At 73.0% G+C, this 15,164-nt stretch carries 13 protein-coding genes; 10 read left to right on the forward strand and 3 right to left on the reverse strand.

Annotation, left to right across the window (positions count from 1 at the left end; all coding sequences use genetic code 11):
- Positions 1-199 precede the first annotated feature (199 nt).
- The 3 genes from AB0H81_RS16715 to AB0H81_RS16725 are packed head-to-tail and all read left to right on the forward strand — an operon-like array spanning position 200 to position 2,708.
- Complete coding sequence (locus AB0H81_RS16715) at positions 200-1,048, forward strand: LysR family transcriptional regulator (RefSeq protein WP_358375118.1); 849 nt, start codon at positions 200-202, stop codon at positions 1,046-1,048.
- Positions 1,049-1,063: 15 nt separating this feature from the next.
- Positions 1,064-1,810, forward strand: coding sequence for a MerR family transcriptional regulator (locus tag AB0H81_RS16720; protein ID WP_358375121.1), 747 nt, complete (start codon positions 1,064-1,066; stop codon positions 1,808-1,810).
- Positions 1,811-1,820: 10 nt separating this feature from the next.
- Positions 1,821-2,708, forward strand: coding sequence for an alpha/beta hydrolase (locus AB0H81_RS16725; RefSeq protein ID WP_358375124.1), 888 nt, complete (start codon positions 1,821-1,823; stop codon positions 2,706-2,708).
- Here the strand turns inward: AB0H81_RS16725 and AB0H81_RS16730 are convergent.
- Positions 2,676-3,350, reverse strand: coding sequence for a ThuA domain-containing protein (locus AB0H81_RS16730; protein ID WP_358375127.1), 675 nt, complete (start codon positions 3,348-3,350; stop codon positions 2,676-2,678). The genes AB0H81_RS16725 and AB0H81_RS16730 overlap by 33 nt on opposite strands.
- A gap of 247 nt (positions 3,351-3,597) precedes the next feature.
- Here AB0H81_RS16730 and AB0H81_RS16735 point away from each other — a divergent pair, with 247 nt between their 5' ends.
- From AB0H81_RS16735 to AB0H81_RS16745, 3 genes are all read left to right on the forward strand, one after another.
- Positions 3,598-4,359 (forward strand): SDR family oxidoreductase, encoded by a 762-nt coding sequence (locus AB0H81_RS16735; RefSeq protein WP_358375129.1) that lies wholly within the window; start codon positions 3,598-3,600, stop codon positions 4,357-4,359.
- Positions 4,360-4,454: 95 nt separating this feature from the next.
- Positions 4,455-6,104: an FAD-dependent oxidoreductase gene (locus AB0H81_RS16740; RefSeq protein ID WP_358375131.1), complete on the forward strand. Its 1,650-nt coding sequence runs from the start codon at positions 4,455-4,457 to the stop codon at positions 6,102-6,104.
- On the forward strand, positions 6,101-7,540 hold the full coding sequence (locus tag AB0H81_RS16745) for an ATP-binding protein (RefSeq protein WP_358375134.1): 1,440 nt from the start codon (positions 6,101-6,103) through the stop codon (positions 7,538-7,540). Before AB0H81_RS16740 ends, AB0H81_RS16745 begins: the two co-directional genes overlap by 4 nt.
- A gap of 27 nt (positions 7,541-7,567) precedes the next feature.
- Here the strand turns inward: AB0H81_RS16745 and AB0H81_RS16750 are convergent, their stop codons facing one another.
- Positions 7,568-8,575: an Lrp/AsnC family transcriptional regulator gene (locus tag AB0H81_RS16750; RefSeq protein WP_358375136.1), complete on the reverse strand. Its 1,008-nt coding sequence runs from the start codon at positions 8,573-8,575 to the stop codon at positions 7,568-7,570.
- Between the two features lie 168 nt (positions 8,576-8,743).
- Here AB0H81_RS16750 and AB0H81_RS16755 point away from each other — a divergent pair, with 168 nt between their 5' ends.
- From AB0H81_RS16755 to AB0H81_RS16770, 4 genes are all read left to right on the forward strand, one after another.
- Positions 8,744-10,249: an AbgT family transporter gene (locus AB0H81_RS16755; RefSeq protein WP_358375236.1), complete on the forward strand. Its 1,506-nt coding sequence runs from the start codon at positions 8,744-8,746 to the stop codon at positions 10,247-10,249.
- A gap of 57 nt (positions 10,250-10,306) precedes the next feature.
- Positions 10,307-11,440 (forward strand): M20 family metallopeptidase, encoded by a 1,134-nt coding sequence (locus AB0H81_RS16760; protein ID WP_358375139.1) that lies wholly within the window; start codon positions 10,307-10,309, stop codon positions 11,438-11,440.
- Positions 11,441-11,530: 90 nt separating this feature from the next.
- Entirely contained in the window at positions 11,531-12,586 is a 1,056-nt protein-coding gene (locus tag AB0H81_RS16765) for an LLM class flavin-dependent oxidoreductase (protein ID WP_358375142.1), read from the forward strand.
- 54 nt (positions 12,587-12,640) lie between these two features.
- Positions 12,641-14,143 (forward strand): AMP-binding protein, encoded by a 1,503-nt coding sequence (locus AB0H81_RS16770; RefSeq protein WP_358375144.1) that lies wholly within the window; start codon positions 12,641-12,643, stop codon positions 14,141-14,143.
- An 81-nt stretch (positions 14,144-14,224) separates the two neighbouring features.
- On the opposite strand, the gene AB0H81_RS16775 is transcribed toward AB0H81_RS16770, so the two are convergent.
- On the reverse strand, positions 14,225-15,136 hold the full coding sequence (locus AB0H81_RS16775; protein ID WP_358375146.1) for a cyclase family protein: 912 nt from the start codon (positions 15,134-15,136) through the stop codon (positions 14,225-14,227).
- Positions 15,137-15,164 lie beyond the last annotated feature (28 nt).

The raw sequence follows: 15,164 nt of genomic DNA on the forward strand, positions 1-15,164 counted from the left end.
TTCGGCAAGGCGGGCGTGGACCTGTCCACGCTCGCGGTCCCCCAGTTCGAGGGCTGCTCGTAGCGGCTGTCAGGCGTACGAGGGGCCCGTCACGCTAACGCGCCACCGTTCTGCAGACAAGCGCTTGCTCGGCAATCTCCGGCTGTAATACGGGAAGGTGATCAAGCGATACCCGATCCCCATCACCAAGAGGTGAGCGATGGATCTACGGCACGTACGGCACGCGATCGCGATCGCCCGCGCGGGCAGCCTCCGGCGGGCCTCCGCGGTGCTCCAGGTTCCCCAGCCGACCCTGTCGGAGCAGTTGCGCGCCCTGGAGAAGGAGATCGGGGTCGAGCTGTTCACGCGCTCGCCCAGCGGCGTGCGGCTGACCGAGGCGGGCGAGGCGTTCCTGGCGCAGGCGACGGTCGCCGTGGACGCCTTCGAGCGCGCCGTCACCGCCGCACGGGGAAAGGGGCGCGCGATCCGGCTCGGCGTGGCCGACGGCCTCGGTGACGTCGTGGCGCGCATGCTCTCCCGCGTCGAGGGGACCAGGGTGCGGGTCGCGCCGATGAGCACGGCCGAGCAGATCGTCTCCATCGCCGACGGCACCCTTCAGGCCGGCCTCGGGTACGCCCCCGGCTCGCTGCCGCGTGGCGTGGCCCGGATGACGGTGCGCCGCTGCCGGGTGCGCGCCCTGCTTCCCCGCGGGCACGAGCTGGCCGCGCACGATCCCCTCTCCCTGTCCGACCTCGCCGCGCTCCCCCTGGTGATGCCCGACTCCGACGCGGTCGCGGGCGCCCGCCGCTTCCTGGAGGGGTTCGTCCGGCTGGGCCTGCACCCGCGGCTCGGCCCGTCGGCGGCCGGGCACGACGCGGTGATCACCATGATCGAGGCGGGCGCCGGCTACTCGCTGAGCGTCAGGGAGGAGGTCGCGGTGCCGGACGGCCTGGTCTTCGTGCCGGTGGCGGAGGACGTGCCGCCGATCGAGGTGGTCTTCCTGTGGAACCGCCAGGCCGAGGTGGACGACCTGGCGCACGCGGCGCGGCACCTCGCCCGGACTGGATAGCGTTATTATCCGGCGATGCGCATCTCGGAGCTGAGCACCCGGTCCGGCGTGGCCATCGCGACCATCAAGTACTACCTCCGCGAGGGCCTGCTGCACCAGGGCGAACAGGTCGCCGCCACCCGTGCCGAGTACGACGGCTCCCACCTGCGCCGGCTGCGGCTGATCCGGGCCCTGCTTGAGGTCGGCCGGCTGCCGGTGGCCGCCATCAAGCAGGTGGTCGAGGCCGTGGAGGACGAGACGCTCCCCATCCACCGGGTCCTCGGCACCGCCCACTACGCGCTCGGCCCCGCGGTCGAGCCCGAGCCCGGCGAGCCGTGGGAGGAGGCCCTGGCCGAGACCGACCGGCTCATCGCCGGCCAGGGCTGGACGATCACGCCGCACGCCCCGACCCGCGCGGAGCTGGCCCAGACGCTGCTCACGCTGCGCAGGCTCGGCATGTCCACCGACCTGACCCGCTACGCCGAGGCCGCGCGGCGGATCGCCCGCGACGACATGGACGTGATCCCGTTCGACGAGCCGCGGGAGAGCGCCGTGGAGGCGCTGGTGCTGGGCACGGTCCTGTACGGCCGGGCGCTCGACACGCTGCGCCGCATGGCCCACGAGTCGGAGTCCGCCCACCGCCTCGGCCTCGTACCGGGAGACGCCCCCGCCGGAGGCGCCCCGGCCGGGGACGCCGCAACCCGGGAGCCCCGCGCGGCCGGGGACGCCGCGCCCCGAGAGGACCGGACGGCCGAGGAGGATCGAAGCGGCCCCACCGGGTAGGTGCGCACCCATGTTCGAGAACTTCGCGGCAGACAGGATCGACGTGGGCGAGGCCGAGCTGTTCGTCCGCCACGGCGGCGCCGGCACCCCCGTGCTCCTGCTCCACGGCCACCCCCGTACCCACGCGACCTGGCACCAGGTGGCGGCCCGGCTGGCCCCCCACCACACCGTGGTGTGCCCCGACCTGCGGGGCTACGGCCGTTCCTCCAAACCGCCCACCACCCCCGACCACGAGCCGTACTCGAAGCGGGCGATGGCCCGTGACCTGGTCGCTCTGATGCGCGCGCTGGGCCACGACCGGTTCGCGGTCGCCGGCCACGACCGGGGCGCGTACGTCGCCCACCGGCTGGCCGTGGACCACCCCGACGCGGTCAGCCGGCTGATCGTGCTCGACGCCGTGCCGATCGGCGAGGCGCTGGCCCGCTGCGACGCGGGGTTCGCCGCGAGCTGGTGGCACTGGTTCTTCCTCGGCCAGACCGACCAGCCCGCCGAGCGGGTCATCAACGCCGACCCGGACGCCTGGTACCGGTACACGGACGAGCACATGGGCCGCGAGGCCTACGAGGACCTGCGCTCGGCCCTGCACGATCCGCGGGTCGTGCACGCGATGTGCGAGGACTACCGGGCCGGTCTCGGCGTCGACCGGGAGGCCGACGAGGCCGCGCAGGCGGCCGGGCGCCGGGTGCGCTGCCCGGCGCTGTTCCTGTGGGGCTCCAAGGACGACATGGAGGACCTGTACGGCGACCCGCTCGCGGTCTGGCGCTCCTGGGCCGACGACGTGCGCGGGCACGCCGTCGACAGCGGCCACCACATGGCGGAGGAGATCCCCGGGGAACTGGCGCGGGAGATCCGGGAGTTCCTGTCGTCAGTCCCCCACGGTGACGGGGCGCTTCAGTAACCACAGAGCGGCGCGCCGCAGCAGCGTCCGGTGGATCTCGTTGTCGTAGGAACGGGTGTCGTGGCCGAGCGCGTCGTAGACGACGCGCCCGCGCCGCACCGGCCGGGCCCAGACGAGGGGCTGCCCGTGGGACGAGGCCAGGGGCCGCACGTCGGGCAGCACCTCCAGGTCGCTGTAGACCTCGTCCACGACGTCGAAGTCGCGCAGCCCCTCCACGATCGGGTGCTCCCCGTGGACCCGCACCCCGGTCCAGCCGAGCGGCGGGTGGTGCGACTTGGGCCAGGTCCAGCACCCGCCGAGCACGCGCGACCAGCCCTGCCAGTCGTCGAAGCAGATGGACGCGGCGTGCATGGCCAGCACGCCGCCGCCGCGCTCCAGGTGGTCCAGCAGCGTCGTGCGGGCCTGGGCGGGCAGCTCGAAGCGCCACTGGTCGCGCAGGTCGGCGAAGCGGTCCTGGCCCATCTGCCAGCGCAGGGCGTTGACGGTGATGAGCTGGGTCTCGGAGGGCTCGCTGAGCGCGCCGGCGATGTCCTCGGTGATCTCGGACTCGATCCCGACCTCCGCGAGCACCTCGGCGAGCGCGGCGGAGGTGGCGTCGAAGTCGTGGAACGGGCCTCCTGACAGGATCAGATTTCTCGCCATCGCCCAAGCTCATCATGGTTGCCGCGGCTTTTCCACCGGACCGCCGCGCGAAACTGTCCCATCCGCCACTGCCGACCGCCGTGGGGCACGAGGTGATCAGCCGACCGCCGTCTCGCGGCGGATCGCCCCGAAGCGGATCGACCGGCCAACCCCGACAAGCTGGAGCGCGTACGGCCGTCCTGACCGCCGGTGACCGTCCGCGTGCCCGGCGGCGGCCGGCCGGGGCCGGGCTCCTATAGTCGCCCTCATGGATCTCGGTATCGCGGGCAAGGTAGCACTCGTCACGGGAGGCAGCGCGGGCATCGGCCTGGCCGCGGCCAGGAGCCTGGCGCGGGAGGGATGCGACGTCTGCGTGACGGCCCGCGACCCCGAGCGGCTGGCCGACGCCGTGGTGGGGCTCCAGGAGTTCGGCGGCGTCGTCCACGCGGTGCTGGCCGACGTGGAGGACCCGGCCTCGGCCGCCCGCGTGGCCGCCGAGACGCGCGACGTGCTCGGACCGGTGGACATCCTCGTGGCCAACGCCGGGGGCCCGCCCGCCGGCCGGTTCACCGACAAGAGCCTGGAGGAGTGGGAGGTCGCGATCCAGCGCAACCTGCTGGGCACGGTCCGCCTCATCCACGCGGTGCTGCCCGAGATGCGCTCGCGCGGCTGGGGACGGATCGTCACGGTCACCAGCCGCTCGGCGCGCGAGGCGCTCGACGACCTGGCCCTGTCCAACGCCACCCGCTCCGCCGTGGCCGGCATCGTCCGGACCCTGGCCCGGGAGGTCGGCGGCGACGGCGTGCTGGTCACCAACGTGATGCCGGGCCCGATCGCGACCGACCGGCTGCGCGAGCTGGCGGGCGGCGACGAGGGCCTGGCCGGCCGCGCCGCGCAGGTGCCGGTGGGCCGGATCGGCGAGCCGGAGGAGGTGGGCGACGTGGTGGCGTTCCTCGCCAGCGAGCGCGCCTCGTACGTCAACGGCGTCTCGCTGCTGGTGGACGGGGGCGAGAGCCGGGTCATCGCCTGACCCGGGCCCTCTGACGGCCTGCCGGCGCCGACTTGCCGGTGGGCCCATTTCGCGTGACATGCTTCGAATGAGAACTTCGTGGGGAAGGCAGGGCCATGGACAAGCCGGTCATCGTGACGGTGGACGACGACCCGGGTGTGTCGCGGGCGGTCGCCCGTGACCTGCGCCGCCGTTACGGCCAGAGCTACCGGATCGTCCGCGCCGAGGCGGCGGACCAGGGCATCGAGGCCGTCAAGGAGATGCGCCTGCGCGGTGACGAGGTGGCGGCGATCCTCGCCGACTACCGCATGCCGCAGATGAACGGCGTGCAGTTCCTCGAAGCGGCCATGGACATGTACCCGTACGCCCGCCGGGTGCTGCTGACGGCCTACGCCGACACCGACGCCGCGATCCAGGCGATCAACGTGGTGGACCTCGACCACTACCTGCTCAAGCCCTGGGACCCGCCGGAGGAGAAGTTCTACCCGGTGATCGACGGCCAGCTCGACGCCTGGCACCGCACCGACCGGGTGGAGGTGGCGGAGCTGCGCGTGGTGGGCGACCGCTGGTCGGCCCCGTCGTACCGGGTGCGCGACTTCCTGGCCCGCAACCACGTCCCGTACCAGTGGATGCTGGCCGAGGACCCCGAGGGCGCCCAGCTCGTCGCGGCGGTCGGCGAGCAGTGCCACCTGCCGCTGGTGGTCACGGCCGACGGCACGTCCCTGCAGGCGCCCGAGCCGTCCACGCTGGCCTCGGCCGTGGGGCTGTCCACGACGCCCGCCACCGACTTCTACGACCTCATCGTGGTCGGCGGCGGCCCCGCCGGGCTGGGCGCGGCGGTCTACGGCGCCTCCGAGGGGCTCAACACGGTCCTGGTGGAGGCGCAGGCGTCCGGCGGCCAGGCCGGTCAGAGCTCACGGATCGAGAACTACCTGGGCTTCCCCGACGGCGTCTCGGGCCAGCAGCTCGCCGACCGGGCCCGCCGGCAGGCGCTGAAGTTCGGCGCCGAGCTGCTGACCGCGCGCAAGGTCACCCACCTGGAGCCGCGCGGCCAGGCCCGCGTGGTCGGCTTCAAGGACGGCGGCGAGATCGCGGCGCACGCGGTGATCCTGGCCACCGGCGTCACCTACCGGCGCCTGGACGCGCCGGGCCTGGACGAGTTCACCGGCCGGGGCGTCTTCTACGGCGCCGCGCTCACCGAGGCGCCGTCGTGCCGCGGTGTGGAGGTCTACATCGTGGGGGCGGCCAACTCGGCCGGGCAGGCCGCCGTCTACCTGTCGGGATTCGCGAGCAAGGTCCATCTGTTGGTGAGAGGTGATGGATTGGAGAGGTCCATGTCCCACTACCTCATCGAACAGATCGACGCGATCCCCAACATCGAGGTCCACACCCAGACACAGGTCACCGGAGGCCTGGGCGACGGGCACCTGGAGCAGCTCACGCTCAGCACGAAGGGCGAGGAGCGGACCGTCGACGCGCAGTGGCTGTTCGTCTTCATCGGCGCCGAGCCGTACACCTCCTGGCTCGGCGACACGATCGAGCGCGACGCCAAGGGCTTCGTCCTGACGGGGCCCGACCTGGTGCAGGGCGGCCGGCGCCCGCGCAACTGGACGCTGCGCCGCGAGCCGTACTTCCTGGAGACCAACGTGCCCGGCGTGCTGGCCGCCGGCGACGTGCGCGCCGAGTCGATCAAGCGGGTCGCCTCGGCCGTCGGGGAGGGCGCGATGGCCGTCGCGCTCGTGCACCGCTACCTGGAGAAGCAGTGACCACCACCACGATCGACATCGACGAGCTGCGCAAGCTGTTCCTGTTCGAGCGGCTCACCGACGAGCAGCTCACCAAGCTGGCCATGAGCGGCAAGGTCCAGTCGTACCAGGCCGACGACCTGGTCATCCGGCAGGGCGATCCCGCCGAGTGCTTCGCGGTGCTCATCGAGGGCGAGGTGCAGATGGTCCAGGAGACCGTGAGCGCCGGCACGGTCGCGATGCCCCGCACCTCCCAGCCCGGCGTGTACGGTGGCGCGACCTCCGCCTACCTGGGCGACCGGGCGCCGCAGACCTACCAGAGCTCGCTGCGGGCCACGGCGCCGACCCGGATGTTCCTGCTGCCGGCCAAGAAGTTCGCGCACATCGTGGCCGAGTGGTTCCCGATGGCGATGCACCTGCTCGACGGCATGTTGTCGGGCGGCCGGATGCAGCGGGAGATCATCGACCGGCGGCAGCGGCTGACGGCCCTCGGCACGATCACCGCCGGGCTCACCCACGAGCTGAACAACCCGGCCGCCGCGGCGGTCCGCGCGGTCGGCGAGCTGCGCACGCTGATCAGGTCGTCCCGGATGGAGCTGGCGCAGCTCGCCGAGGACGGCATACCGCCGGAGCGGCTGCGCGCGCTGGTCGAGATGCAGGAGAGCTGCACCGCGGCCCTGGGCAAGCTGCCGCCGCGCTCCCCGCTGGAGATCTCCGACGCCGAGGACGAGCTGGGCGAGGCGTTGGAGGAGCTGGGCGTGGACGGCGCCTGGGACCTGGCCCCGGCGCTGGTCCAGGCCGGCTTCGGCCCGGTCCACCTCGACAAGGTGCGCAGGAAGGTGGGCGACGAGCACGCCCCGGCCGCGCTGCGCTGGCTGTCGGAGGCGGTCGAGATCTCGCAGATGCTGGGCGAGGTGACCGAGGCCACCGAGCGCATCGCCTCGCTGATCCGCTCGGCCAAGCAGTACTCCCAGATGGACCGGGCGCCGTTCCAGGTCGTGGACGTCCACGACCTGCTGGACAGCACGGTCGCGATCTTCCGCGGGAAGATCCCGCCGGGCATCACCGTGGTCACCGACTACGACCGGACGCTGCCCGCCATCCCGGCCTACGGCGGCGAGCTGAACCAGGTGTGGACCAACCTCATCCACAACGCCCTCGACGCCATGGGCGCGGAGGGCACACTGACGATCCGCACCGCGCACGACGAGGACGAGGCGATCGTCGAGATCGGCGACACCGGCCCGGGCGTGCCCGACGCGATCAAGGACCGGATCTTCGAGCCGTTCTTCACCACCAAGAGCGTCGGCCAGGGCACCGGGCTCGGGCTGGACATCTCGTACCGGATCGTCGCCGGGCGGCACGGCGGCGAGATCAAGGTGCGGTCGGTGCCCGGCGAGACGTGGTTCGAGGTGCGCCTGCCGCTACGGGAGCCCGCCTCCTCCGCCGCGGAGTGATCCGCGCGGCCTGAACGCGGGGACGGCTCAGCCGACCAGGCGGCCGTCCTCGCGGTGGATCCAGTAACGGCGCAGCATGCGCAGCACCACCGACACGTCGAGGGCGTTGATGCCCGGCAGGTGGGCGAGGTCGCGGGTGAGGAAGTCGCCGAGCTCCTCCTCGTGCCGGAAGACGCCCTGGTGGATGACCGACGTGGTGCCGGCCACGATGCTGACGTAGCGGGCCGAGGGGTGGCGGGCCAGTTCCTCGGCCACCTGCTGGATGGCGCCCGGCGAGGTGGTCAGCGCGACGATGACCTCCAGCGCGTAGCCCAGCAGGGCGGGCTCGACCTCCACCCGCGGCCGGACGGCGCCGCGGCGCAGCAGCGACTGGATCGCCCGGTAGGCGGTCGACTGGCTCATGCCGAGGGCGCGGGCGGCCTGCGCCGAGGTGACGCGGCCGTTGGCACGCAGCAGCCGCAGGATGCCGCCCTCCTCGGGAGCGGTGGCGGCGCCCCGCGCGACGGCGCGGGGCGGCCCTTCCCCGGCGGGCCTGCCGGGCAGGGGCTCCTCGGCCTCGGCCAGGGCCTTGACCTGGTCGTCGCCGAGCCGGCGCAGCCGCCAGGAGTCGGCCTTGGTGAGCGCGCGCAGCACCAGCTCGGAGTGGGTGGACACCACGCCGGGCACGGCCGGGATGCGGGTCGTCAGCAGCTCGCGGGCCTGCGCGCGGTCGGCCGGGTGCAGGGCGCAGTAGACGTCGGCCCGGCCGGAGGTCTCGGCCACGAGCTGGGCCTCGGGCAGCTCGGCCAGCGCGGCCGCGACCCGCTCGGTCGCGCCCGGCGCGGTCTTCACCCACACGTGGCGGGGGTTGCCGTCGGCTCGCGCGGACCATTCGGTCTGCCCGAGCACGCGCAGGATGCGCTGCTCCTCCAGGCGGGCGAGGCGCCGCCCCACCGTGCTGGGAGACAGGCCGAGCACGTCGGCGAGCGCCGCTGCCGAGGCGCGCGGCGCGATCTGCAGGGCGGCGACCAGGTCGAGGTCCGCGTCGTCCAACACAAAGAGACTGTATCGCGCACGCATCGGTAAAGAAGCGACCGATTCATTCAAGCTGGAGTGGCTACTTGCCATATTCCGTCATAGCCCGTGTAATGGATGGCCATAAACACGGAGGAGGATCGGGTGAGCACGACCGAGGCGACCTCGGAGTCACGACCGCTGAACGGCATGCTGCGCGCCCTCGGCGGCATCGAACGGCTCGGCAACCGGCTGCCCCATCCGTTCTGGCTGTTCGTCATCCTCAGCGCGGTGCTCGCCCTGGCGAGCTGGGGCCTGGCGGCGGCGGGCGTGTCCGCCGTGAACCCGGCCACCTCCAAGACCGTGGCGGTCAAGAACCTGCTGTCGGCCGACGGCGTGCGCATGATGGTCGGCGACGCGATCGAGAACTTCACCTCCTTCCCGCCGCTCGGCACCATCCTCGTCGTCATGCTCGGCGTCGCGGTCGCCGAGCGGTCCGGGCTGCTCGCCGCCGTCCTGCGCTCCGGCGTTTCGAAGGTGTCGCCGCGCTGGGTGACGTTCGTGCTGGCCTTCACGGGCATGGTCGCGCACGTCGCCTCCGACGCCGCTTACGTGGTGCTCATCCCGCTCGGGGCGCTGGCCTTCCGGGCCGTGGGCCGCAGTCCGGTGCTGGGCGTGGTGGTGGCGTTCGTGTCGGTCTCGGCCGGCTACGACGCGAGCCCGCTCGTCACGCCGGTGGACGCCATCCTGTCCGGGCTGACCACCGCGGCCGCCCACACCGTCGATCCCTCGTACGTCGTCACCCCGCTGGCCAACTACTTCTTCTCCCTCGCCTCCTCGCTCGTGCTGGCCGCCACGATCACGCTGGTGACCGAGAAGCTGCTCGCGCGCCGGGCCGAGGCGCTGCCCGCCGACGAGGACGCCGAGGCGCTGAAGGACGACCTGGGCGAGCTGACCCTGCGCCCCGAGGAGCGCCGCGGGCTGCGCGCCGCGCTGGTCACGCTCGTCGTGTTCGTCGCCGCCGTGGTGCTGGCGGTGCTCCCGTCCGGCTCGCCGCTGCGCGGCGAGGGCGGCAGCATCGTGCGGTCGCCGCTGCTCACCTCCATCGCCGTCTTCCTCGCGCTGGCGTTCCTGGCCGTCGGCTGGGCGTACGGCAGGGCGGCCGGCACCATCACCGGCGGCCGGGACGTGCCCGCGTTCATGGCCCACGGCATGCGCGAGCTGGCCCCGATCCTCGTGCTGTTCTTCGCGATCTCCCAGTTCCTCGCGTACTTCAAGTGGACCGGGATCGGCGAGGTCATCGCCATCGACGGCGCGGGCCTGCTGAAGTCGGCCGGCGTCACCGGCCCGGTCGTCTTCCTCGGCATCCTGGTCGTGGTGACCCTCATCAACCTCGTCGTGACCAGCGGATCCGCGCAGTGGGCGCTGGTCGGGCCGGTGTTCGTGCCGATGCTGATGCTGCTGGACATCCCGCCGGAGTACACCCAGGCGCTCTACCGCATCGCCGACTCCTGCACCAACGCGATCACGCCGATGAGCCCCTACTTCGTCATGGCGCTCGGCTTCCTGCAGCGCTACCGCCGCTCGGCCGGCATCGGCACGCTGGCCTCGATGACCATTCCGCTGTCCGTCACGCTGCTCGTGGTATGGACATTGCTGTTCTTCGTGTTCTGGTGGCTCGGCGTCCCGCTGGGCCCCGGCGCTCCCGTCCGCTAGCCCAAGCCCCGTCCGCCCAGCCCAGGCCCCCGTCCGCCAGCCCCGGAGAGGAAACCCGTGTCGATCACCGATTGGACCCGGCAGGCCCTGCCCGCCATGCTCGACGACATCCGCACGGTCGTCGAACTGGAGACCCACAGCTCCGACAAGGCCATGCTGACCGTCGGGCTCGGCGGGGTGCGCGCGCTCGCCGCCGAGCGGCTGGGCACGCCGGACCTGGTCGCCGTGCACGACGGCGGCGAGCTCGGCGACGTGCTGGAGCTGACCTATCAGGGCACCGCCCCCGGCACCGTGCTCATGGCCAGCCACTACGACACCGTGTGGCCGACGGGCACGCTGGCCCGGTGGCCGTTCACCGTGGCCGAAGGCAGGGCGACCGGGCCGGGCGTGTTCGACATGAAGACGGGCCTGGTGCAGTCGATCTGGGCGGTGCGCGGGCTGCGCGAGCTGGGCCTGCCCCACCCGTCGGTGCGGCTGCTGTTCAACGGCGACGAGGAGATCGGCAGCCCGTTCTCCCGCCCGTACATCGAGGCCGCCAGCGAGGACGCCCTGGCGACGCTGGTGTTCGAGGCGTCGGGCGGCGGCGCGCTCAAGACGGCGCGCAAGGGCGTCGGCCTGTTCGACGTGACCGTCACCGGCATCGAGGCACACGCGGGCCTCGACCCCGAGGCGGGGGCGAGCGCCATCCACGCGCTGGCCGGGATCATCACCCAGATCACCGGGACGGCCGCCCCCGAGCGCGGCACCACGGTCAACGTCGGCCTGGTCAGCGGCGGCACCGGCCGCAACGTCGCGGCGGGACACGCCACGGCGGGCATCGACGTGCGGGTCAGCGAGCCGTCGGAGATGGTCCGCGTCGAGGAGGCGTTCGCCGCGGTGAAGGCCGCCGACCCGCGCGTCACGGTCACCGTGTCGGGCGTGTGGAACCGGCCGCCGATGACGCAGAACCCCGCCTCGCAGCGGCTGTTCAAGGAGGCGCAGGCGGTGGCGGCGAGCCTCGGGCTGCCGCTGGAGGAGATCTCGGTGGGCGGCGCGAGCGACGCGAACTTCGTCTCGGCGCTGGGCCGGCCGGTGCTGGACGGGCTGGGCGCGGTCGGCGGCGGCGCGCACGCGCGGCACGAGCACGTGGTCGTCGGCCACATCCCGGAGCGGACGGCACTGACGATGGGGCTGCTCACCGCCCTCGTCTGAGGAACCTTCGCGCGGCGGGGGTCTCAAGCGGGGGTTGACCTGATACGCTCCCAAGCGAGCGCTTGGTTTACCCCTCCGAGAGGCCGCCGCATGAAGTTCTCAACCTTCCATCTCTTCCACCGCTTCGACGGGCAGAGCTTCGAGGACGTCTACGCCTACCATCTGGAGCTCATCGAGCTGGCCGAGGAGCTGGGATTCGACGGGGTGCGGCTGGCCGAGCACCACTTCCGCGACTACGGCGTGGCGCCCAACCTGTTCACCATGCTGGCGCACGCCGCCGCCCGCACCTCGCGCCTGCGGCTCGGCACCGGCATCGTGGTGCTGCCGCTGCACAACCCCATCCACGTGGCCGAGGAGGCCGCCCAGGTGGACGTGCTCTCCGGCGGGCGCCTCGACCTGGGCATCGGGCGCGGCTACCAGAGCTTCGAGTTCGAGGGCTTCGGGGTGGACCTGGCCGAGGCCCGCGACCGCTTCAACGAGGCGCTGGAGGTGATCCTGGGCCTCTGGACGCGGGAGTCGTTCCAGCACGAGGGCAAGTTCTACCGGACCGGCGCCGAGGTGTCGCTGGTCCCCCGCCCCCTGCAGGACCCGCACCCGCCGCTGCACGTGGCCGCCGTGTCACCCGAGACCGTCACCATGTACGCCGAGCGCGGGCTGCCCATCCTGGCCGACCCTGTGGCGACGTTCCGCAAGGTCGTCAAGGCGGCCGAGACGTGGCGGGACACCGCGGCCCGCGCCGGGCACGAGCCGGGCGCCGAGCTGGTCGTGGCGCGCAGCGTCTACGTGGCGCCGACCGCCGAGCAGGCGCGCGAGGACCAGGCCAGGTTCGAGGCGGCCTTCGACCGCTCGCGCATCTTCAACGAGCGCAGCGCGCCCATCGACCCGCGCACGGGCAAGGCCGCGCAGGGCTTCGAGTACTACCAGGACCGCTACCTGAAGGGCGGCAGCCTGTCGCCCGACTTCCGGTGGGAGCAGCTCGACGTGATCGGCGACCCGGCGCGGGTCATCGAGCAGATCACGCTGCTGCGCGACGCCGGATTCGCCAACCTGCTCTGCGACTTCGGCAGCACCCGGCCCATGCCGCTGGAGGACATGAAGAAGGTCATGCGCTTCTTCGCCGCCGAGGTCATGCCCGCGTTCGCCTGACCCTTGCGCCGCCCCGCCTTCGCCTGCCCGCCCCGTTCACCCCCTGGAGGCGCGATGATCCACAGCCTGACCCTCTCGGACGTCCTCGCCGAGCACGCCCGCAGCCGCCCGGAGACGACGGCGGTCGTGGACGGCGAGGTCCGGCTCACCTATCCCGCCCTGGACGAGCGCGTCTCGCGCCTGGCGGACGCCCTGGCGGCGCGCGGGGTCGCGCCCGGCGAGCGCGTGCTCTGGCTCGGACAGAACTCCCACGCCGTGCTTGAGCTGCTGCTGGCCTGCTCGCGGCTCGGGGCGGTCTTCTGCCCGGCGAACTGGCGGCAGTCGGCCGACGAGCTGCGCTTCGTGGTCGAGGACCTGACGCCGCGCGTGGTGGTCTGGGAGCCGTCGGAGGCGACGACGGCCGTACAGGAGGCGCTGGGCGCCTCCGACGCCGCGTGGGTGCGGGCCGGCCAGGCGTACGAGGAGCTCGTGGCGAGCGGTTCGCTGCGCGACTTCCCGCAGGTCGCCGACACCGAGCCCACCCTCGCCCTCTACACCGCCGCCTTCGACGGCCGGCCGAACGCGGCCCTGCTCAGCAGCGCCGCCCTGGTCGCCCACAGCACGTCGCTGCTCGTGGTCCGGCAGATGGAGCCGGGGTTCACCTTCCTCGGCAGCGGGCCGCTGTTCCACGTCGGCACGATGATGTTCTGCCTGGCCACGCTGCAGATCGGCGGGACGAACGTGTTCACTCCCGCGTTCGACCCCGAGGAGGTCTGCCGGCTGATCGACGCCGAGCGGGTCACGCAGGCGTTCCTGTTCGGGCAGATGATCGACGCCGTGGTGGCGGTCCGGCCGCAGGGCAAGTACGACCTGTCGTCGCTGCGGTTCGTCTCGCACTCGGCGGAGTGGGACGAGCTGATCACCGTGGACGACTCGCCGTGGTGCCGGTCCAAGATGGGCGGGTACGGCCAGACGGAGGTGGGCGGCATGCTCACGTTCCTGGGACTGGCGCCGGGGGCGGCCGGGTTCGCGGGGCGGCCGTCGCCGCTGGCGCAGGTGCGGATCCTGGCGCCCGACGGCAGCGAGGTGCCGGCCGGGGAGGTGGGCGAGATCTGCGCGCGCGGCAAGACCCTCTTTTCCGGATATTTCGCCCGGCCGGAGTTGAATGAGGCGAAGTTCGCTCATGGGTGGCATCACACGGGTGACCTCGGGCGCCGCGAGCCCGACGGCACGATCACGTTCATCGGCCCCCGCCTCCGCATGATCAAGTCGGGCGCCGAGAACGTCTACCCGGCCGAGGTCGAGCGGGCGCTCAAGTCGCACCCGGCGGTGGCGGACGCGGCCGTCATCGGCGTACCGGACGAGCGCTGGCACCAGGCGGTCCGGGCCGTGGTCGTGCTCGCCCCCGACGCCACGGCGACGGCCGAGGAGCTGATCGGCCACGTCAAGGGTCTGCTGGCCTCGTACAAGAAGCCTCGCGATGTGGTGTTCGCGGACGCGATCCCGAAGCGTGGCTTCACGCCGGACTACGACGCCCTCGACCAGGCCCACGGCGGCGGCAACTACCCCGGCGCCTGACCCGCCGCTCCCCCGCCCCCTCCGGCGGGGGGAGGCACGCGGTCCCGAGCGGTCCCCACCTCCGTCCCCCAGCGTGCCGCGTCAGAGGACGGCGAGCGGGTTGAGGGGGCTGCCGGTGCCGCCCTCGACGCGCAGCGGGGCCGCGACGAAGACGAAGTCCGCGCGGCCCCGCGCGCTCAGCTCCTCCAGCCACAGCATCTCCACCAGGTGGACGCCATGCCGGTGCAGCAGGATGAGGTGGAGGTCGTCCTCCAGGCACTCCCCCGCGAGCTGGCGTGCGTCCAGGCCGCCGATCGCCGCGTTGTCCGAGGCGACCACGGCGACGTCCCGCGCCGCCAGCCACCGCCCGGCGTCCGCCGACAGGCCGGGCTGGCCCGACCAGTACTCCTCCCGCGACCGCCGCCACACCGCCGGCCAGCCGGTGCGGACCACCGCGACGTCCCCCGGCCGCAGCTCCGGGCCGCACGCCTCCAGCTCCTCCGGCGTGATCCGGTGCGCGGCCGGCAGGTGGTCCAGGCCCAGGTGGCGCGGCACGTCGAACAGGACACCCCGCCCCACCACCCCGCCCACCTGCTCGATCCCGCACCGGGTGGCCCCGTAGGAGCGCACCCGGGCGGCCGGGTGGCCGTTGTAGAGCTCGTCGCCCGACCACATGTGGCACAGCGCGTCCATGTGGGTGGTCGTGCCGTGATGGGACACGATCAGCGCGTCGTCGGCCACCCGCAGCCCCGCGCCGACCGGCCGCGCGCCGGCCGCGTAGTCGCCGCCGTCCACGGACATGAAGTGCTGCGGCAACGGCCTGCCCTTCAGGTGCGGGACGGTGCCGGGCGCGGGCGAGGAGGTGGAGCCCCTGATCGGCAGGGCCAGGCTCAGCACCTCCCCTGTGACGGCGGCGCGGAGGGCGCGCAGGACGGCCTCGGGGGTGAGGAGGTTGAGCGTCCCGCGCTGATCGGCTGGGCCGAAGCGGCCCCAGTTGTTAGGCTCGGCAACCAAGTAAGCGCTTCCTTTCATGCTGTGTCCG

Origin of the sequence: Nonomuraea sp. NPDC050691 (assembly GCF_040654455.1) — a bacterium.
GTDB lineage: Bacteria > Actinomycetota > Actinomycetes > Streptosporangiales > Streptosporangiaceae > Nonomuraea.